Here is an 18,606-nt window from a genome sequence, read left to right on the forward strand (position 1 = left end):
GATTTCGCCGTTCACACCGAAGATCCCGCCGATGGCCGCCTACTTCACGCAGCCCCGCCGCTGGACCTCAAACCCCACCACCACAGGGGACTCTCCTGCCGATCCTGGCCCGCGCCGATCAACTAATCGCGCATTCGCTTGAGCGCGTCCACGACGCATACCAAGGTAGCGGCGCCAGGCGAATCGACGTTCCCTTCCCGTCACTGCGCGACGCCGTGACAACTGCGCCGACCTGGGTCCCACGCTATGTCGACCTTGTCGAACGGTTGCGCGCGAACCCCGGGGTAGCGCGGCAGTTGCTGCAAACGGCGGAACTCGCTCTCTTCGACGCGCTCCTCGGAGGCACCGCATACTTGGCGCCTGCGTTTGACCACCTGTTCACTGCGGAGCACCGCTACCTGCTCAACGTGGCGCGACGCTGCCTGCGCGACATTGCCGGCGAGAGCATTTCGGACGCAGTGGGACCAGCTCTAGAGGTTGACTTCAGCCGCGGCGGACCCGTTGGGTTCGATCGAGATGCGCAGGGAAACCCGACAGGCTAGCCGGCCCTCGATTGCGGGTGATCGGTCGGCGGAGGTGCGGCCAGATGCATCGCCTGCGCAGCGGCGCGCGGGAGCTAAACAAAGGGGACCTGTGACTGAGTGATGCGGACGCCGGGCTCTTCTTGGTCGACGACGAGGGGGCGCGAGGAGTAGTTGTGTCCGCCTCGAACGAGCGCTGCAGCGACGCCGCTTAGCGCTTGCCGTGGCGCACCGGGCCAGAGCACCACCTCGCGCACCGGAAGGCGCGATGCCGCGGACACAGGCAGGCCCCACGAATCGGATGCAGTCAACTCGATGTACGCCGAGATTCCGTGCGGCCGCGGCATGACCTGGAACTGTCGAGGCGAGGTGAGCGACGCTTGGAGCCGAACCTCTTGCTCTGCCGCGTAGGCGTGGTGCTTGTAGTTGGCCTCGATCTCGGCGACCACCCGATCCACCAGGTGCCAACAATCCAGCTCGCGATCGCTCGGCGCATCGTTCGTCGGCAACTGCTGCACTCCCTCACTCAGCACGTCAAATGCATGTGCAGCGAGTTCGGCCGGCGACACGTAGTTCATGGACCGCCAGCCTCCACGCATGTCCGGCGCCGTGGCGCCGGCGCCCCAGTGCGCCGTCCACTGCTCGAGGACCAGTGGGTCAGTGAAGAGCGGCCCGAGCGGGGCGGACGGGTCCAGGCCCACCGCAAAGGTTCCCGATACGTCCTGCGCGCCGTATGCGCGCCACATGTCCAGGGAGTCGCTTGCGCGCGATGCGCACGCAACCATCCGCTCTGAGAACCCGAACCGATCGGACAGGCTGATCAGTCCGACATCCCGATAGGACGACATCGCGCGCGCTGCGGCAGCAACGCCCGACTCCTCGCTCTTCTTCAACCGCTCGAGAGCAGTCGTGACGGCATCCTCCCGAAACGCTGCTCGGTCGGATCGTTGACGAACGACACGCTCGTCGCGCGCAGGGTGTGGTCGACGAGGATCCCTTTCAGCCCGACCGAGGTCGTGTAGTGCCAGATCAGGTCGCCAGCGTGGTGCATGAAAGGAACCATAGGCATGCTCGGTTGAACGCCGCCGTTCACGGGCCGCTGCGGACGCCGATTGGAAGTCCAGGGCAATGTCGCGGTAGATCGGCGGCGAAGTCAGGGGGCCGCCGCGGATTCCTACGTGGGGCGGCGCGCCTCCCATCGTGTAGACCTCTACACGGTATGTTGTGAGGTGCGTGCCGTCACGTCGCAATCGCGCCGGCTTTCGACCGGGGGAGCTGTCTCCCGAGTTGAGGGCGGCGATCGAGGCGGAGGCGGCGCGATTGGGAGCCATCGAGGCGCCCTTGGACGCAGTCGCGGCGGTCGGCGAGGTCTTCAACGGGCTCGATGACGTGTTGGATGAGCTCTCGGTGCCCCGGCTCCGCGCGATCGCTCGGTTGCGCGCAGAGGGATGGTCCTACGAGCGCATCGCGGAGTCGACTCGCTTGTCGAAAGGTCGGGTCGCGCAGCTGGCTCGCGAGGCGAAGAGGCGCGGGCTGTAGCTGCAGCCGCCGCGTGGCCCGGCTTGACCGCAGTGTGCCCGCGTCGGCGGGTCGCCGTTCGCGTAGAGATGGGTCAGAATCACCCTGGTAAGTCCTCATGTCTCGGGAGGTCCTCATGACGCGGCACACCTCGAAGGTGGCCGCGCCCGACGACGGCGAGAACTGGCTGACCGCCGGCCAAGCTGCTGCACTCACCGGCCAGCCGGTCACGATGATCGAGTGGTGGGCGGCGTCGAAGAAGATCCGGACGCGCGCTCGTGACCTCGGCCCCACCATCGACCGCGAATCCCTCGTCACCTACATCGAGGAGCGGGAAGCCCGACGGAACGAGCCGCCACCTCCGCGGCGGCCGCGCGCTCCGCGACGCCCGGCGGTGGCGCCCGGTCCGGAGTGGATCGGGGTCGGTGAGGCCGCCGAGATCCTGGACCGGAAGCCGGAGTCAGTTAGCCGGATCGCACGACAAGCCGGCCTGACCATGAGGCGGTCCCAGGGCCGGTTGTGGTTGCGGCGCGAGGAGCTCGTGACTCTGGTCGTCGAACGGGACGCCTGGATCTCGTGGGTCGACGCGAGCGCGCTCACCGGCCTGACCATCTCCATGATCGCGCGTGCCGCGAGCCTCGGCCTCATCGAGCAGCGTCCCGACGCGGCGAACTGGCAACCGAGCCTGTCCCGTACTTCGGTGCTGGCGTGGGCACAGGAGGTGCGGAAGCAGCGGGCGCAGGCGATCCGACGGCGCGAGCAGGAGCGGCAGCTGCGGGAGCCGCCCGCCGATGGTCACCAGTGGATCCGGTCGGCATCGGCGGCTCGTGTCCTCGGTGTTCACCCGAGCCGGATCCGGCAGCTTGTCGAGGCCGACCAGCTGCCGGCGATTCGCAAAGACGGGCGTGTGTGGCTTCGGCTCGATCACGTCGAGCTCGTCAGGGCCGCGCGCGAAGCCCGGCAGCAGGGCGGCAGCGCCTGACTGGTGCCGGAGTGAGTCTGGGTATGGCCCGGCTGTTCTTTCGTCGCTTGGCAGTACGGTGACGCTCATGAGATCCGGCCAGCTACCCCGCCCTCCGTGGCGGGAGGTAGTCACGGAACGGAGCCACGATGGCTCATTCACCCCACCGGCGCCACACAGGCTGCCCGCACCGTAAGTCGCGCCAGCGCCAGCACCATTACCAGCACCGCGACGCGGGCCGCTCCGCCCGCGAACCGTTCGCGGTGCTGCCCCGCGTCGGCAAGAAGCGCCGCGTGCGCCGCAAGGGACCTCGGTGACGCGGCCGACTAACGGCACCTGACGGCACCCGCCGGGGAGACGTATCAGTGCTGCGCCGCCCTCGGCGTGTGCTCGGCGATGCGACGCATCGCGTTCCGTGCCCGTAGCGGTGAGGCGTACAGCCCGATGTCGGATGGGTCGCAGCCGCCGACACCGCTGCTGGTCACACCGACGACCGTCAACGTTCGCCCATCGGCGCCGATGCCGAACAGCGGCCCGCCTGAGTCTCCGAGGCAGGTGTTGCGGCCGAATCGCGGCACCGCGCAGATGTCGATGCGTGCAGCAGCGGGGTTCACGTGACTGCGAGCCGCAGCGCACAGCGACGCCGGTACAGCTCCGAGCGCGGACACGACCCGTTCGCACGGTGTCGGGCCATCTGCATGTCCCCAGCCGACCGCTGCCCAGATCGGGGCGGTTGAAGGGCCCAGGTGTGCCGGAGGGATTCCGCGGATGGTGGAGGTCAGCGTGACGCGCAGTAGATCGCTGTGCGCTCCACCAAGTGGCATCCAGGATCGGGCTCTCAGCCGGTGCTCCCCACCATGCTCGCCTCGGCAGAGATTGCGAGCGTTGACAACCACGTCCACCGCTGAGGGAACCGTTCCGGTCACGCAGTGGGCCGCAGTGAGGACCGTTCTCGGGCCCGCGAGGACGCCTGCGCACCGATACGACCCGATGTAGTTCCCGGCTGGGGCGCTGTGGTTGACGACCGCGACCACCGTCCGCGAGGCGAGAGCCGCCTTCGAGACGAGGTCGTCGCGCACAGTGCGGTGGGTTCCGTGCCGGGGGAGGCCGAGTACAACAAGGCTCAGCAACGTCAGGCCCAGCGCGACTAGAACGACGGCGACGCCCCGGCGGGATGCGCCGCTCAGTTGCATGAAGCGGCGATCCGCAGACCGAAATGGCCCTGCCAGCGATACGACCCGCCTTGTGCGGTGGTGTAGTCGATCTCGACGCCGTCCACCGTCGGGTCCGGTCCGGTCTGCTTGAGATGGAGCACCACCTCATAGGTCGCGGTTGCAGTGGGAATCTGAGTTCCGGCTCCAACCGCGACGCGACGGTCCCAGTGCACGCCGGGCAGCGACGTCGCGGCGTGGGACGGCGGGAACCGGCCGGAGTCGCCCATGAGCGTCGTACCGGTGATCGGAACCAAGTAGGTCTGTTGGAGTTCGAACCCGCGCGGGGTCAGAAGCTTGACGGCCTGCACGGTCAACTGGTCGCTCGGCGAGACGCCGATGGCATGGGAGCCTTCGGTGGCCTGCCCGGAGTGGGTCTCGGGAACGCAGTCCACCCCGACCTGGGTTCCGGAGACGAGCGGGCCGCCATCAGCGAATCGCGTCGAGGATCCTGAACAGCCTGTTGCCGTGATGGCCACGAGGGCAGTCATCGTCGCGCGAGCGATGCGCCGCCGTCGGCTGCTGCTGCGTTTCACCTGCGCGGCGGCTTCGCGATGAGGATGTGCGGCGTCTGCGCGGGAACGCTGTCGACGCCGCAGAGCCGCCCGCTCCTGCTGAAGTGGAATGCGTTCACGGCCTCCTTACTGAAGCCGGTCTTGATGGACAGGTTGATCCCGATGGCGGCCTTCGCGCTCAGCCCGCCGCTCCAGGTCTCGGACGCAGAGGTACCCGAGGTGGGAGAGGAGCCGCGCTCCTGGAAGGTGCAGTACCTCGCTGTTGGTGTGGACTTGAAGGCGTAGGTGGACGCCCCTCCTGCCCACACGGACCGGGTTTCGTAGTGGGTCTGACTCACCCGGGTTGAATAGCAGAACACCTTGTAGACCCTCACGTTGAACCAGGAGCGGCGCCCGTAGTAGCCCGACGTCTTGGCGGGGAACCCTTCGGCGAACGTGCTCGAAGTGCTGGCTGTGCCGCTGAGCTTGAACGACCCGTAGTCGCCGCTCAACGAGAAGCCGACGCCGACCGTCGACTCCGCTCCCTGAGAGTACGTGAAGTCGGTGGTGGCGTACCTGAACAACGAACCGGACGCATTCACCAGCGCGGGCCTGTTGCCGTAGTCGTGAACGAGCGTGTCGATGCAGTTCTTCGGGAACGCGCCGGCAATCGCTGAGTTCTCGACCGGCACGGAGGTATTCCGCGCGGGAACGGCGGCGGTCGCGACCATCGCCCCAGTCGTGCCGGTGCCGACGCTTCCTTGCCGGCCGAGGGTGAGGGTCAGGTTGGACAGCGGGCTCACGGTCACGGGGCTGGCCGTCGAACGCAGGCCGCCGACCACCCGGGTCACGGGCTCGGACGGATCGGTGACCGCTTCGCGGGTCACCCCGTCCACCGAGCTCGTCACGAGCCGCCGCGAGAACGCAAACGCAGCAGATCCCCCGCCCGGGGCGGCGGCGTTGAGGGTGAAGTTGACGACGCCTCCGGCGTCAGCGCCTTGGGAGAGCACCGACGCGTCCGGCAGCGTCAAGCTGAACGACCCGTCGGCGTTGACCTCACCGCTTCCCACGGTCTGCAAGTTGACCGAGTCGCCGACCGACTGCGCGCGGAGGACGTCGTCGCTCGGCCACATGAGGAGGCTGAGCTGCGTCCCGACCGCGGGATGTCCTGCGCTGTCCAGTACACGGCCGCTGGACAGGACGTTCGCTCCGCCGGCTGCGTGGGAAGCCCCCACCGGCGCTACGACACAAGCTGCTGTCACCCACCCCGCAGCAACGACTCTCTTGATCATCTACGTTCTCCCGATCGAACGGGTGCGGCCCGAGCCGCACGGACAGCACTTCCAGTCCGCTGCGCCGACGCCGTCGATGTATCCACCGCGCAGTCGCAGCACCAGGAGTCATGCTCCCTAACGCGCCCTTGGAAACCCCCGTGCTCGGATGCAAACCGGCCACGTCAAAAACGTGCCCGGTTCGAAGGAGGCCCGGTCCGTCCTGTTTACGAGCGGGGACACTCGCGGCGGCCGCGCCGTGGCGCTTTACGAACGCGCAAGGTCCGCGCTGCCGTCCGCGCCATCAATCGACCGCGCCCTGACCGAACCCGTTCCTTCAGCCGCCGCTCGCGTTCACTCGCACCTACCACCTCGCGCTCCTTTGGCGACCGGCTCAGCACTCTCGACTCCTGCTCGGTCGCGGCGGGCCAAGGCCGGGACGCTAACGACCGTCGGCTGCGCGAGACAGTTGCGCGATGCGGGACTTGCTCAACCCCGCCGCGCGGGCGATGCGGTTGTAGGACCAGCCTGCGGCACGAAGTTCAGCGACCGCGGCCAGGCGCACCTTCGCCACCTCCTCACGGAAGGCCTCGATCTGTCCCAGTAGGACAGTGGCGGTCCGAATCCGGGCGACTGGATCGCCGAGCCCTTTGAGTACACGGATCTCCACCGCGTCGTCCAGGTGTGGCTTTAGGGCGCGGGACGAGTCGGCCGGCGATGAATAGAGCTCGGGAGTGGTCCATGACGCAGCGGGCGGCGTTTGCGAGTTCGGCACCAGCGTCACCGGTAGCGGCCCTGGTCGGCGGCCCAGTAGCGCAATGGTGTCGCGCGCAGGAACTGTCGTGCGGAGCGACTAGCCTGACCGCGTGCCGCGACGATCTGAACAAGACGGGCCACCGCGCAGCTGGCTCGTGGCTGGGTCGTGGCCTGACGGTGAGTTCGACGAGGATGCTCCCGAAGCGGTGGCATACGCCGTGGAGATCTCAAAGGCGCTCGAACGCGCGCTACAGGGCAAGAACAAGTCCGCGATCGCCACGGACGCCCGCATCGAGCGGACCGTGCTGTACCGCATCCTGCAGGGTAATTCGTGGCCTGACACCTTGAGTATCGCGAAGTTGGAGCTGTCTCTTGCAGAGTCGCTTTGGCCCGCCGAGACTCCTGTCTTGCGCCGCGCGCGTCGCGGTCGCCGGTCTCGCCGCGACGACGGTGCCTCTGCCTGACCCGCCGCCTTGAGGCTGCGATCCGCACATGTTCCGAGCTCGCGTCTCTCTTCTGCTGTGGGATTACTTGGCTCATCGAACCTTGACATCCTGCCGTGTAGAGGTCTACACCTGACCGGTGAGGTTTAGAAGATACAGCCCAGGAGGCGGCCATGGCCGGAAGTGACGGCGACGCGAGGCCGGAAGCCTCTGACGAGCCGGGCGGAGACGGAACGTTCGGCACTGAGGCTCCGCGAACGAGTCAGAGCCGGGATCCGAGCCACGGCACGGACGGAGTGCGCGGCGAGTCGAACGACGAAGAGGACGTCAGAGGTCCGAGCACCGATGACGCGGATGACGACCGGACAAACGGCCCTGGCATGGGCGAGGCGGGAGCGAGTGGCCGACGTGTCACGCGCCGTACGGTGCGGCGCAACACGACCAGCGAGGTCATCGAGGAGACGGTCAACGAGAACATTCCGCTGCTCGCCTATTTGACCGAGGGTGAGCTGCATCCGGCCCCGGTCGGCTGACTGCCGCGGCTGGGCAGGGTGACAGATGGACAGGCAGAAGCAACAGGGGCAGGCCGGCGTGGTCGCCTGGCAGAAGCGCTATCCGCAGCGGTGGAGGCGGGAGTTGGCGGAACTGCGAGCGACCGGCTGGCCGTACAAGGTGTACTACAGCGACGGTCGAGTGCGTCTGCGCATCAACTACCCGTTGCCAGCAGCATCGCCGGCCGTTAGGTCCGCCGCGGACCAGCGGTACGCGCGCCTTGACGTCACCTTCCGCAACACCTACCCGTTCTTTCCAGCAATCGTTACTGACCGCCGGAATGACCTGGGTCTGGAACGACACCGCGGGCCGACCACGTCGCGCCTGTGCCTCGTCCACGACGAGCATCACCGTGTCGATCAGACCGTGGCGCAGTTGCTCGCCGAACAGATCCCGAAGATCCTCCGCGCCGGCCGGGCTGGCGTCGGGGCCCGGTTCGTCGGACGCCGGGGTGATGAGCTGCCGGTAGCGGACGCGATCCATGCCCGGGTGGGCTACTCGGGGCCGACGATCCTGGTGCCCGACCAGCCGGTGCCAGCGGGCGTCGAGCAGGGCCGGTTGATCATTCGATACGCCGTCATGGGCCACCGGTCACACATCGGATCAGGCCTCCTCAAGACGATCCGTGGCCCTGGCGTCGAGATCAACGCCGATCCAGCCCTCGCCAGGCGCGGCGCTGAATTTCCTGTGCTCAGTGTCGGCCGTTGGCTGCGTGACCCGGAGTTCGATCCGGCCGATTCCGCGGAAGAGACCTGGCGTCGCGTCCGTGGTCGGCTCGCTCCTCAGGCGAGAAAACTTGCGGCCGATCCCGGGCTGCCCTACGTCTCACCGCGCGACGTGGAGACGATCGGCCTCCTGGTTCCAGACGAGGTGGGGTATCGGGATCCCGGGGAGTCGTGGCTGTTCCTGTTCCGAATGCGCCAGCAGCCTGAAGGCAAGTCGGAGGGCTGGGCGACCTACCTGTGCAACTCACAGACCTTCTCGCCCGAGGCGCTGGCGCTGAGGGCGCCGGCCGTGCAGGAACTCCGCAGGCGGTCAGCGGTCATCGTCGGTCTCGGCGCCGTCGGCCACCACATCGCCCACGACCTCGGCCTCTCCGGTGTCGGCGAGCTGCATCTCGTCGACCACGACCGGGTCGACGCTGCGACGGCGCTGCGGCAACCGGCGCCGGCGGCTTGGGCAGGTGAGAGCAAGGCGAGGCTGGCCGCCGAGACGATCCAGGCAGCCAACCCATGGACGCACGTCCACCCCATCGGCATCGACATCAGCGACGTCTGGGAGACCTGGGCCGATCCGGGCGCCGAGAGAGCGATTGTCCGCCTTCGTGACCGTCTGCTGACCGCCGACTTGGTCATCGACGCCACGGCGAACCCCGCGGTGACCAGGTGGCTCTCTGCGCTCAGGGTGGCGCAACGCCGCCCGTTCCTGCACGTCTCCGCCACCGCCGGCGGCTACGGCGGCATCGTCTACCTGCAGTCCGCGGATACCGGTTGCTGGGAGTGCGTCGAACGGTGGCGTGCACAGGGCGCGCGCGTCCCCGAGAGACGGGTCCTGCCGTTGCCAGCCGCGGATCCGAACGGGTGGGTGAACCCGTCGCGCTGCGGCAGCGTCACTTTCACCGGAACCAGGCCGGATCTTGCCACCGTCGCCCATCACGCCAGCCGGGTCGCGACCCACCACCTGATCGGCGACGCCGGCTTGGGCGGCGACTACTACGTTGCCAACCTGCGCGATGCGTACGGCCAGCCGATCCCGGTCACCTGGCGGGCGGTGCCGCTGCCGCAGCATCCGGCCTGCTCAGCGCGACACGCGACGCGTGCCGCCTACTCGCTCGGTCGTCGCGGCCGCGTGCCGGGGGAGGAGCGGTGTCGATGAGCGCGGAACCGTTGGAACTAGGACGGACACTCGGCGAGGACCAGATGGCGGCCTACGCGCTGGCGGCTGGGGTGTCGATCGGCCCGGGGAACGTAGCGTTGAGCGATCCTCGTCCAGGGCCGCCGCAGGCGGGTTGGTGGGACAGGCGGCTGCTCCTTCAGTATCACCGGTGGACTGATGTCACCGGCCGCAGCCACCAGCTGAGACACATGAGCGTCATGTACCGCGAGAACGTCGCCGCGTTCGTCGAGTTGCACGCGGTCGACATGGTGGCGAGGGCGACCGGGCTCCTCGCTGCGGGAGCCCTCGATCCTGCGGTACCGGCCACGGAGTTGGCCCGGCAGATGGAGCTGTTGCGCCTGTTGAGGGGCCGATGGGTGCGGGGGACGCCGCTGGTGGCGGGCCTGCTGTTCCTCAACGAGCAAGCTTCCCAGCGGGTCCGGGGGCGCCTCAACCCGCGCGGTTCCCTTGAGCCGGTCCGCGAGTTCGACGCGTTCATGCAGCGCCTTCGGCGTGACGCCTCCGAATCATCAAACGATGCTGCGGGACTTTGTGATGCGACATTCCCTGCGAACGAAGGCGGATCATGAACATGAGTGCTGACGGCACCAAGGGCACCGCAGACGCCAACCAGCCAGAAGCCGACCTGCCAGACGACGATATCGAACGCGGGATCCTGGTGGCGGCCGGCGTGTACGCCGCACCCGCCGCTGATCTGGTCGCTGCGCTGATGGCCTCACGATACGCCGGCTACTTCAACCCGAGCGTGGTTCTGCAGGCCAGCGTGTGGGTCGAGAACGACGGGACCCTGCGCCCGCTCGAGGACCTGACCGCCGAGGAGCGGTTCGCTGTCATCACCTACCTTGTTGGCACGGCACCGGTGATGGTCGAGGCGTCCCGGCTCTCCATCGCGGCGAGCGTCGCGATCGGTGTGGAACCCAGCGATGCCGCTGAGCTGAGCCAGGCGCTGCACGAACTCAAGGAGGGATGGATCGAGCGGACCCCGCTGCTGCGGCGGCTCCGCGCGTTGGACGCCTTCGCCGGCGATGAGGCGACCCGCCGGGACGCGACCGTCGAGGCGGCGCCGGCGGCGCCCGCCGTCGAAGCGGTGGCTGAAGTCAGGGACGCCGATCGCGGCCTCTGGCGGGTCACGACGGAGACGAGTATCTACTACCTGGACCTGGATCGACGAGAAGCGATGCGTCTGGATGGTGCGGCGCGGGGCCATCACGTCGCCGAGGACGGCGTAGTCGTGTGGGCAAACCGGTTACCGAATGACCGACAATGGAACCCGCTCGTCGTGCTGGAGGAATGCCGTATCGGCGCTCCGATGCGGCTGTCCGCAGCGGTTGAGGGCACGCTTACGCCGTTCCGGTCGACCTCGGTGACCCGGATCGAGAGCGTCGACGCTCGCGATCGGTGAGGTTTCCTGGGCCTCGGCCTCCGGGACGCACCGCTTCGACGCTTGGTCGCGCCTGTTCGATTGAAGAGGCGGGTTTGGGTCAGCGCCGGGGAACGCCAACTCGGCATTTCGGATAGACGGTGCCGTCGCTGTCATGTGCGGCCGGCCGTCGTGGCGAGTTGCCGGGCTCGCTCTGCACCGAGCGCGGTGTAGCGCCACCGTCGGGGACGCCCGCCGTCGTGTGTGAGGAGGCCGTGCTGCTCGAGTCGGCGCAGGATCGGGCTGCTGATCGCCGCGTCTGCCCTGGTGCCGGCGAGCTCGAGATTGGTGGCACCGGCCGTCAGCCGGTCCGTTTGGAGCAGGAGTTGCCGTGGTCGCGCCGGCGGGTTCTCGACCCACTGGTCGTAGCGGCTGCGAAGTGCGGCGATGCAGTCCTCCTGCGGCATCCGCAGGGCTCGGTAGTCCGCGGGGAAGCGGAGGTCGGCGGGCATGCCGAGGTTGACGCCCCCGGGTGCGAGCAGGCAGTCGCACAGTAGGTCGCTCGGGATCTCGGGAACGCGCGCGACGATGGAGGCTATGTTGCCGCAGTCGCAGGTAACTCCCCGATACGACGCCTGGGTCGGAAGGACGCTCGGCGATGTCGTCTCCACGAGGCTCGGCATCCATGGTCGGACCCGTGACGGTGAGGAGGGGGACGGTGCGCTGGGCCGGGTGTAGGACCGGATGGCGGCCGTCAGTTCCAGAGGAAGGTCGCGGACCGCGTCGGTGTGCGAGAACTCGGGGTGGCTGGCCGCATAGGTGGCGAGTGCCTGGCGTTCGTAGGAGACCCTCACATATTTGCCGCTGCCCAGCCACCAGAACCCGGGGTCGGTGTAGACGCCGGTGACCCACGTGCCGAACGCGTCCGTCCGCCATTCGTCGCCGACCCAGTCGGGATAGGGGTCGCCGCATGCGTGGTGAAGGACGACGTGGGGGAGTTGGGTGAACGGTGCGTTCGCCAGTGTTCGTGCCGCGTTGGCGGTGAGGTTGCCGCGCACCTTGAGCTCGTGGATCAGCAGTTTCCGCGAGGCGGGGTTGTGGTTGAAGCCGGGGGACAGGTTGGTGCGCACCGTCTGGGCCCCGTGGCCGCGCACGTCGAGCGTCCATTCGACGGGGCCGAGCTCCGCGACCCCGTCGGTGGTGTTCACTCGTACGGTCGCCGATGCCCAGAACCGGCCCGCGCGCCGCTCGATCCGCAGGACGGGCATCACGGTCTTCAGCGCCGCAAACTCCTCCTGGGTCACCTCGTTCCCACATTCACGCAGGCGGGTTGCTGCCTTGAGCAGAACGTCGGCGCACACGTCGAAAGGCGCGTCCAGGTCGACCGCGATCGGGTCGTCGGCGAGCTCGTCGATCTGTTGCTGGATGTCGGCGGCATGGGACGCTGCCGCGCGTGCGGCGTCGCGATAGCTGTCGGCTTCGTGCGCGTCGTCGGCCTCGAGCGAGTACCTGCGGGCCCGGGCCTCGGCTGCTCTGGTGTCGGCGAGCAGCGCAGTGAGCGCGGCGACCTGCTGGGCGCGAGAGTCGAGGGTGAGTTGGCTGCCGACGCCGTGATAGGTGGTGTGGCCGGCGAGCCGCATCACGTCGATCCCGTTGCGGCATGCCTCGGCGAACGCTGTGGCGAATCCTGTCAGGATCGTGTCGGCTTTCACGTAGGCGACCACCTGGGTGTCGATCGCGTCCGCTGTGAGGGTGCTGGTCACCGAACGTCCGACCCTCACGACGGCTCTCCCGTCCGGCTCCCGTTGGCCAGCGGCCAGCGGACCAGCCGGTAGGCGCTGCGGCTGGAGACCTGCAGCTCGTAGTGCCAGTCGTCGTCGAGCCAGCTGCGTCCGGCCAAGGGCGCGATCGACCTCTTGGACCGGGCACGCTCGCGCCGGCGGGCTGCGGCCGCGTCGAGGTTGCGGGCGTTGTCCGCGCTAAGCAGCTGCGCGAGCAGCCTGGGTGCCTTGGACTCCTCGCTCACGGCCTCCGACAGAGGCCGCTCAGCGGTGGAGCCCTTGCCGAGCAGTGCTCGGGTGCGAGCGACGGCGGCTTCGCCGAAGGCGGTGAGGATCTCGGGCTCGGCCCAGCCGCCCTCGGGTACGGGAACGCGGTACAGCATCTGCAGCTCTCCGACGTCGGTCGCGTCGCCGGGCGCGCGGACGATGGGCACACCGGAGATCTCGTCGTGGTCGGGGAAGACGTTGGTCATCCGCCACAGGTATTCACCGTGAACCCATAGCGGAGCCCATGCGTAGAGACCGTTGATGAAGCTGTCCGAGGCCTGGATGGCGGCAGCCGGGGTCCTGACCCCGAGGCGGCGGTGCTTGCGCATGCTGGTGACACCTGCCCTCGACAGCTGGCGCATCGCCTCCGAGGTGGGCAGTTGCTCGTTGCACAGGATGAGGAGCATCTCTCGGACCGCCTCCCGCTGACCCGGGTCCGGTACGAGTTGACGAGTGGCGCTGTCGAGCATGTAGCCGAACGGGATGGTGCCGTGGCCGAACGGCCACTCGTGCCGACGCCATTTGGCGATCCGTCCGGCCAGCAGGCGGCGCACGATCCAGTCGCGCTCCATCGACGCGATCCACGCAAACATCGAGAACATCATCTGACCGATGTCCCTGTTGATGCCGGTGAAAGCAAATGCAAGCTCGCCCGCCCAGACGGTGTCGACGTTGCCGATCAGCTCGGCCTGCAGACGCATGCCTTGCTCGTGTGAGCGGATCAGACGGGAGAAGTAGGCGGCGTAGACGTTCACCGGCCGAAGCCGCAGGACGGTGTCGATGAGAATGCCGGTGAAGCCGTTGATCTCTCCCTTGTTTGCCTTTACGGCCGAGGCTTGCGACCACAGGTGCCACTGGCCGCGGTAGTGGAACAGGATGGCCTTGCACGCGCCCCTGGTCAGATGCTCGACGATGACGGTCTCCTGTCGAGGCTTGGCTCCCGGCGCACGGAATTCGACGGTGAAGGAGTCGCCGTGGAACGGCGCGAGCCCGGCTCTTAGAACCGCGTCGATCTCGGGGATGTCTCGATGTGGGAAGTAGGTCTGCTGCCGCATCGTGTTGAACAGTTCCATGTCCCATTCGTCGCTCTCGCGGACGATGAAGAGGTTCTGCGCGCGCGCCGGATCAGTGGGCGCGGTTGGCCGAGATAGCGGATTTAGCGGGCTGGCCATGTGAGTTCCTTCGGGCGGGCGGGCTCCGGTTGAGCTCCGCGTTTCGTTGGGCCGCCGCGCGCAAGGGTCATCCAGGCTCTGGCGAGCTGGATGGCCACGACCGGGTCACGGGAAACGGTCCTCAGCCGTACCTTTGCCATTGGCCAAGTGTTGCTTCTAAACGACAGTTGGTCAATGGTTTGCTCTCTCAGGTTGGCGTGAACGCGGACCGGAATGAGCAAACGCTTTGGTAGCAATGCGCGGCGGCAACCAGAACTGTCCGTGGCGCACACTCCGGCGCAAGAAGGCTCATCGCGGCAGTCGCAACCCGTTCCAAGACCGCCCTGTCCGACGTCGTTGGGACGGTCGTGAGTACCGTGCAGGCGCTGCGTTGGTCATTGAGCCATGGCGCGCCACCAGTCGCCAGCAGACTCTGCATTGCGGCTGTCCTGCGACGGAGCGATAGGGGCCGGTGACGGACTGCCGGTGCGGCGGGTGCGCGTGGGTCGCAACGCCGTGGTTGCCAGCGGGGCCGGGGGGCTGAACGACGAGGAATGTCTTCGCTGTCGCCCCAAACGGCCCGTGCAACGCGTTGATAACCTTATCGCCGGGCTGCGTCGCGTCAGCACGACCTGCTCGCCTGGGTGCCGCTCGTCGGCGTGCGGCGATTCGGCCGGCGAACTACGTTGCTGAGCGTTGTCGAAGGCGACAGTTCAGTTGCTGGGGCGCACCGGCGAAAAAAGATGCGCGAAATGATTGCGGGCTCTCTTGGTCGCCGAACGTTTCCCCTCATGACCAATCTCGCTGTGCAGCCCGCCGCCCCAGCGTTCACCTGCCCCGAGCTCGCCGACCTGCTTGAGCGGCTCCTCGGCGACGAACCAGCCGTCACCGACGCGCCGCCAATCGTGACCTTCCGACCGGTCGTCGCCGTTCCGTCCCAGCCTGCCCAACCCACTTCCTCTGCGTGATCCGGCGCTAATACGCGCAGGACGCCTTCGATGGGATGAAGGCCTGCCGGCACAAGGTGGGCTCGCCCTGTGGCGAGCCCACCCTCCGCTCGGAGCGAGCCGCGGCACCGCCCGACGAAGCTAAGACCCCGTTGCTCGACATCACCATCGCCTGACTCTCCTTGTCCGACTAGGTCGCCCCGTACCTGAACCCGCGACCGCGCGAGCTGGGGATGGCCAGGATGATCTCTGCTGTGGATGCCAGCCCTCGCCCTCGTCTCCGTGACGGCGTCCAACACCCCGGCCATCGTGCGCCCGTGGCCAGTGCGGTTCCCATCACCGTGGCGCCTTGCTACATCAAACAGGCCTTAGTCGAGAAGTCCGGCGACACCGTGAAGGTGACCGGGCCATGCAGCGCGACCGCACCCTCGACGACACGCGCCGAGGCCCTGGGAGCAGGGCGAGCGACGGGCACTTTGTCGAGAGTCAACGGCCCAGCCCGGGCGCGGGAAAACATCCCTGAAATGATTGCGGAAGGGTGCCGGCGCCCGAACCTTCTCCGCCGTGACCGCCCATGCCCCGAATCCCCAGACCTTCATCTATCCAGACCTGGCAGACCTACTCGACAACCTCGACAACCTGCACCGACCAGACCCGCCTGTCGCGCACCTCGTCACCTTCATGCCCGTGAGCGACACGCCATGACCACTCAGCGCAACGGCCCGCGCTTCCACGGGCGTGCGTAGTCGCGACCATCGACCGGCTCGTCCAGCGTCCGATCGGTGGTCGCAAGCGCGAGGTGAGATGAACCAGGGGCGCCTGGGAACCGGTCGGTAATAGCTTCCGGCCGAGTTCCCACCATGGGAGCACCCTAGCCCGCTGACCTGGGGGCTCACGACCTCCCGTCAACCAAAGTTGACGGGCCCTTCACCGCATCGCCAGGTGCAGGCTCTCGACTCCATCGTCCTTGAGCTCGCCGGCAGGGATCGGGACCGTCAGCGTGAGCTCCGCACCGAGCGCTCCCACGATCTTGAGCAGCGTGGAGGCGGTCGGCGCAACCAGGCCCCGCTCGATTCGGCTGATGTCGCCCTGGTCCAGGCCGGCCAGCTTGGCAACCTCGCCCTGCTTGAGGTGGACGGCCTTGCGGGCGACCGCCAGTGCCGCGCCCACCCCGTACGTCGCGTACGTCGCGTCGAAGGCCTCAACTGCTGCCTTCTCGGTCGCCGACGCCGTCTTGGCACGCCGAGCGGCGTACTCCTGGAACGTCTCTGCCATGGTCACCACCTTCCCATCAGACTCGAAGTGTATGGGGAATGTCCCATATTCTCAATGTCCGGGCAGCACTCTCTCGGGCAACGCTTTCGAGGGTGTCCGGCCCCCCGATTTCTGGTCCAACTTGTTTGAGAGTGTGTCGACAAGTGAGAGGACCGGTGTGAGTGATCGATGGCTGCAGCTAAGAGGTTGAGCCCGGAGCAGATCGTGGCGAAGTTGCGCGACGCGGAGCGTTTGCAGGGTCAGGGCGCGACGATCCCGCAGGTGTGCAAGAAGCTCGGCGTGAGCGAGCAGACGTTCTATCGGTGGCGTCAGAAGTATGGCGCGTTGAAGGAGGACGAGGCGATCCGCCTCAAGACACTCGAGCAGGAGAACGCCCGCTTGAAACGGATCGTTGCCGAACAGGCACTCGACATCTCGATGCTCAAGGACCTGGCCAAGGGAAACTTCTGAGCCCGGCCCGGCGGCGGGACGCGGTCGCGATGCTGATGCGCAAGCACAGGGTCAGCGAGCGCCGTGCCTGCCGGCTGGTCGGGCAGAACCGATCGAGCAACCGCTACGTGCCGGTGCCGTCCGACTTCGAGGTCAAGCTGGTCGAACGGATGACGATGCTGGCTGAGGAGCATCCGAAGTGGGGCTATCGGATGGTCCATGGCCTGCTGGTCGAGGAGGGCTGGCCGGTCAACAAGAAGCGCATCGAACGTTTGTGGCGGCAACAAGGGCTGCAACTGCCCCCGTACCGCAAGCAGCAGAACTCGGGTCAGAAGGCCCGTGGGGACGACGGAAACAGCGTGTGGAACCTGCCTCCGCTGTATCGGAACCACATCTGGTCCTATGACTTCATCAAGCGCCGTACCGACGACGGGCGGCCGGTGCGGGTGTTGAATGTGATCGATGAGTTCACTCGGGTCGGGGTGGGGAGCCACGCCGCGCGCAGCATCGGCGCGAAGTCGGTGGAGAAGCACCTGGAGCGGCTGTTCGCTGAGCACGGCAAGCCGACCCTGATCCGTGCTGACAACGGTCGGGAGTTCATCGCTGACGGGCTGCTGAACTGGCTCGGTGAGCAGGGCGTGAGGGGTGTGTTCGTGGCGAAGGCCAGCCCCCAGCAGAACGGCTACATCGAGCGGTTCAACGGAACGATGGAGCGCGAGCTGTTCGGGCATGAGATCTACTACTCGGTGCTCGAGGTCCAGCACGTCGTCGACGAGTGGCTGGAGAAGTACAACCATCGCCGGCCGCACCGGGGATTGGGTGGCAAGACCCCTGCGGCGTACGCGAAGATGGCTGGAATCGATCCGTGCATGGCTGATGGTGGTGGTAGCGAATGAGAGTGCCTGCCACCACCACGCGTGGACCAGTTCACCACCCCGGCGAAGCGCTGGTCCTGGAGTGGCCGACGGCGCCGACTAAAACCGAGGTTGGCCCAGAAACCTGGGGCCGGACAAGATCAACCTGCGACAGAACCAAGCCAGCTACACCTACGACCAAGCCGGCGAACGCACCCACGTCACCGACCTCGCCGGCAACTCCACCGACCTCACCTACGATCAAGCACTCCGACTCGTCAACTACGGCGGATCGACTTACACCTACGGAGCAGACGGACTCCGCGCTTCGAGCAACATCACCGGCGCGGCAACCTATTCATGGGACCGCTCCACACAGGTACCCAGCATGCTAACTGCGGGCAGCACATCCTACGTCTACGGACCCGACGGGGTACCCATCGAGCAGGTCTCGAGCGATGGCACCACGCTTTACCTCCAGGCCGACCAACTCGGCTCCACCAGAGTCATCACCGACTCCACCGGAAGCACAGTCGCCACTTTCACCTACGGACCGTACGGAGATCTCGTAGCGAAAACTGGGACGGCGGACACTCGTATGCGGTGGGGCGGCCAATATCAAGACCCAGCGACCGGCCTCTATTACCTTCGTGCTCGTGACTATGACCCAACCACCGGCGAGTTCCTCAGCGCAGACCCACTGGTCGAACTCACGGGTGCTCCGTACGCCTTCGGACGCGACAATCCGCTGAACATGACAGATCCGACAGGCCTCATCACAGGTCAAGTCTGCTGGACCCTGTCCGGTGGATTCGGGCTAGGGGGACTGCTGCACGAACGGGTGACAGGTTGGGTCACGCAGCCTGAGTGGCTGGCGTGGTCATGATGGTCTCGTACTCGATGGGGGTCAACCGTCCGA

At 67.2% G+C, this 18,606-nt stretch carries 19 protein-coding genes; 9 read left to right on the forward strand and 10 right to left on the reverse strand.

The features are described from left to right. Positions 1-616 precede the first annotated feature (616 nt). Both ACYVAQ_RS22850 and ACYVAQ_RS22855 read right to left on the reverse strand, forming a co-directional pair. On the reverse strand, positions 617-1,414 hold the full coding sequence (locus tag ACYVAQ_RS22850) for a hypothetical protein (protein WP_460792908.1): 798 nt from the start codon (positions 1,412-1,414) through the stop codon (positions 617-619). Next, positions 1,411-1,572, reverse strand: coding sequence for a hypothetical protein (locus ACYVAQ_RS22855; RefSeq protein WP_460792909.1), 162 nt, complete (start codon positions 1,570-1,572; stop codon positions 1,411-1,413). The genes ACYVAQ_RS22850 and ACYVAQ_RS22855 overlap by 4 nt, the downstream gene beginning before the upstream one ends. Before the next feature lie 603 nt (positions 1,573-2,175). On the opposite strand from ACYVAQ_RS22855, the gene ACYVAQ_RS22860 reads away from it, so the two are divergent. Then, positions 2,176-3,021: a hypothetical protein gene (locus tag ACYVAQ_RS22860; RefSeq protein WP_460792910.1), complete on the forward strand. Its 846-nt coding sequence runs from the start codon at positions 2,176-2,178 to the stop codon at positions 3,019-3,021. A 341-nt stretch (positions 3,022-3,362) separates the two neighbouring features. Here ACYVAQ_RS22860 and ACYVAQ_RS22865 read toward each other — a convergent pair whose 3' ends face one another. The 4 genes from ACYVAQ_RS22865 to ACYVAQ_RS22880 all read right to left on the reverse strand — a co-directional run bounded on the left by ACYVAQ_RS22865 (position 3,363) and on the right by ACYVAQ_RS22880 (position 6,760). Further along, on the reverse strand, positions 3,363-4,193 hold the full coding sequence (locus ACYVAQ_RS22865; RefSeq protein WP_460792911.1) for a trypsin-like serine protease: 831 nt from the start codon (positions 4,191-4,193) through the stop codon (positions 3,363-3,365). Then, positions 4,184-4,690 (reverse strand): hypothetical protein, encoded by a 507-nt coding sequence (locus ACYVAQ_RS22870; RefSeq protein ID WP_460792912.1) that lies wholly within the window; start codon positions 4,688-4,690, stop codon positions 4,184-4,186. The genes ACYVAQ_RS22865 and ACYVAQ_RS22870 overlap by 10 nt, the downstream gene beginning before the upstream one ends. 53 nt (positions 4,691-4,743) lie before the next feature. Further along, entirely contained in the window at positions 4,744-5,736 is a 993-nt protein-coding gene (locus ACYVAQ_RS22875; protein WP_460792913.1) for a hypothetical protein, read from the reverse strand. Positions 5,737-6,418: 682 nt separating this feature from the next. Beyond that, a complete protein-coding gene (locus ACYVAQ_RS22880) occupies positions 6,419-6,760 on the reverse strand; it encodes a hypothetical protein (protein WP_460792914.1) in 342 nt (113 codons plus the stop codon). 127 nt (positions 6,761-6,887) lie between these two features. On the opposite strand from ACYVAQ_RS22880, the gene ACYVAQ_RS22885 reads away from it, so the two are divergent. The 5 genes from ACYVAQ_RS22885 (at position 6,888) to ACYVAQ_RS22905 (ending at position 11,025) form a co-directional block, all read left to right on the forward strand. Then, positions 6,888-7,196 carry a hypothetical protein gene (locus ACYVAQ_RS22885; protein WP_460792915.1) on the forward strand — a complete coding sequence of 103 codons (309 nt, stop codon included), beginning with the start codon at positions 6,888-6,890 and terminating at the stop codon, positions 7,194-7,196. A 152-nt stretch (positions 7,197-7,348) separates the two neighbouring features. Next, positions 7,349-7,708 (forward strand): hypothetical protein, encoded by a 360-nt coding sequence (locus tag ACYVAQ_RS22890; RefSeq protein ID WP_460792917.1) that lies wholly within the window; start codon positions 7,349-7,351, stop codon positions 7,706-7,708. 25 nt (positions 7,709-7,733) lie between these two features. After that, positions 7,734-9,602, forward strand: coding sequence for a ThiF family adenylyltransferase (locus ACYVAQ_RS22895; RefSeq protein WP_460792918.1), 1,869 nt, complete (start codon positions 7,734-7,736; stop codon positions 9,600-9,602). Next, the gene (locus ACYVAQ_RS22900) at positions 9,599-10,192 is read left to right on the forward strand and encodes a hypothetical protein (protein ID WP_460792919.1); all 594 of its coding nucleotides are present in this window, start codon (positions 9,599-9,601) and stop codon (positions 10,190-10,192) included. Before ACYVAQ_RS22895 ends, ACYVAQ_RS22900 begins: the two co-directional genes overlap by 4 nt. Before the next feature lie 2 nt (positions 10,193-10,194). Then, positions 10,195-11,025 (forward strand): hypothetical protein, encoded by an 831-nt coding sequence (locus tag ACYVAQ_RS22905; protein WP_460792920.1) that lies wholly within the window; start codon positions 10,195-10,197, stop codon positions 11,023-11,025. 131 nt (positions 11,026-11,156) lie between these two features. Here the strand turns inward: ACYVAQ_RS22905 and ACYVAQ_RS22910 are convergent, their stop codons facing one another. From ACYVAQ_RS22910 to ACYVAQ_RS22925, 4 genes are all read right to left on the reverse strand, one after another. Then, positions 11,157-12,746, reverse strand: a complete 1,590-nt coding sequence (locus ACYVAQ_RS22910) for a hypothetical protein (RefSeq protein ID WP_460792921.1) — start codon at positions 12,744-12,746, stop codon at positions 11,157-11,159. Between the two features lie 14 nt (positions 12,747-12,760). Beyond that, entirely contained in the window at positions 12,761-14,203 is a 1,443-nt protein-coding gene (locus ACYVAQ_RS22915; protein WP_460792923.1) for a hypothetical protein, read from the reverse strand. Positions 14,204-14,895: 692 nt separating this feature from the next. Further along, a complete protein-coding gene (locus tag ACYVAQ_RS22920) occupies positions 14,896-15,132 on the reverse strand; it encodes a hypothetical protein (protein WP_460792924.1) in 237 nt (78 codons plus the stop codon). Between the two features lie 924 nt (positions 15,133-16,056). Further along, positions 16,057-16,404 carry a helix-turn-helix domain-containing protein gene (locus tag ACYVAQ_RS22925; RefSeq protein WP_460792925.1) on the reverse strand — a complete coding sequence of 116 codons (348 nt, stop codon included), beginning with the start codon at positions 16,402-16,404 and terminating at the stop codon, positions 16,057-16,059. Positions 16,405-16,572: 168 nt separating this feature from the next. Here ACYVAQ_RS22925 and ACYVAQ_RS22930 point away from each other — a divergent pair, with 168 nt between their 5' ends. The 3 genes from ACYVAQ_RS22930 to ACYVAQ_RS22940 all read left to right on the forward strand — a co-directional run bounded on the left by ACYVAQ_RS22930 (position 16,573) and on the right by ACYVAQ_RS22940 (position 18,573). After that, the gene (locus ACYVAQ_RS22930; protein ID WP_460792927.1) at positions 16,573-16,854 is read left to right on the forward strand and encodes a transposase; all 282 of its coding nucleotides are present in this window, start codon (positions 16,573-16,575) and stop codon (positions 16,852-16,854) included. A 29-nt stretch (positions 16,855-16,883) separates the two neighbouring features. Next, positions 16,884-17,729, forward strand: a complete 846-nt coding sequence (locus ACYVAQ_RS22935) for an IS3 family transposase (RefSeq protein WP_460792928.1) — start codon at positions 16,884-16,886, stop codon at positions 17,727-17,729. Between the two features lie 346 nt (positions 17,730-18,075). Then, positions 18,076-18,573 (forward strand): RHS repeat-associated core domain-containing protein, encoded by a 498-nt coding sequence (locus ACYVAQ_RS22940; protein ID WP_460792929.1) that lies wholly within the window; start codon positions 18,076-18,078, stop codon positions 18,571-18,573. The last annotated feature ends 33 nt before the right edge of the window (positions 18,574-18,606 follow it).

Source organism: Nocardioides maradonensis (assembly GCF_054777115.1).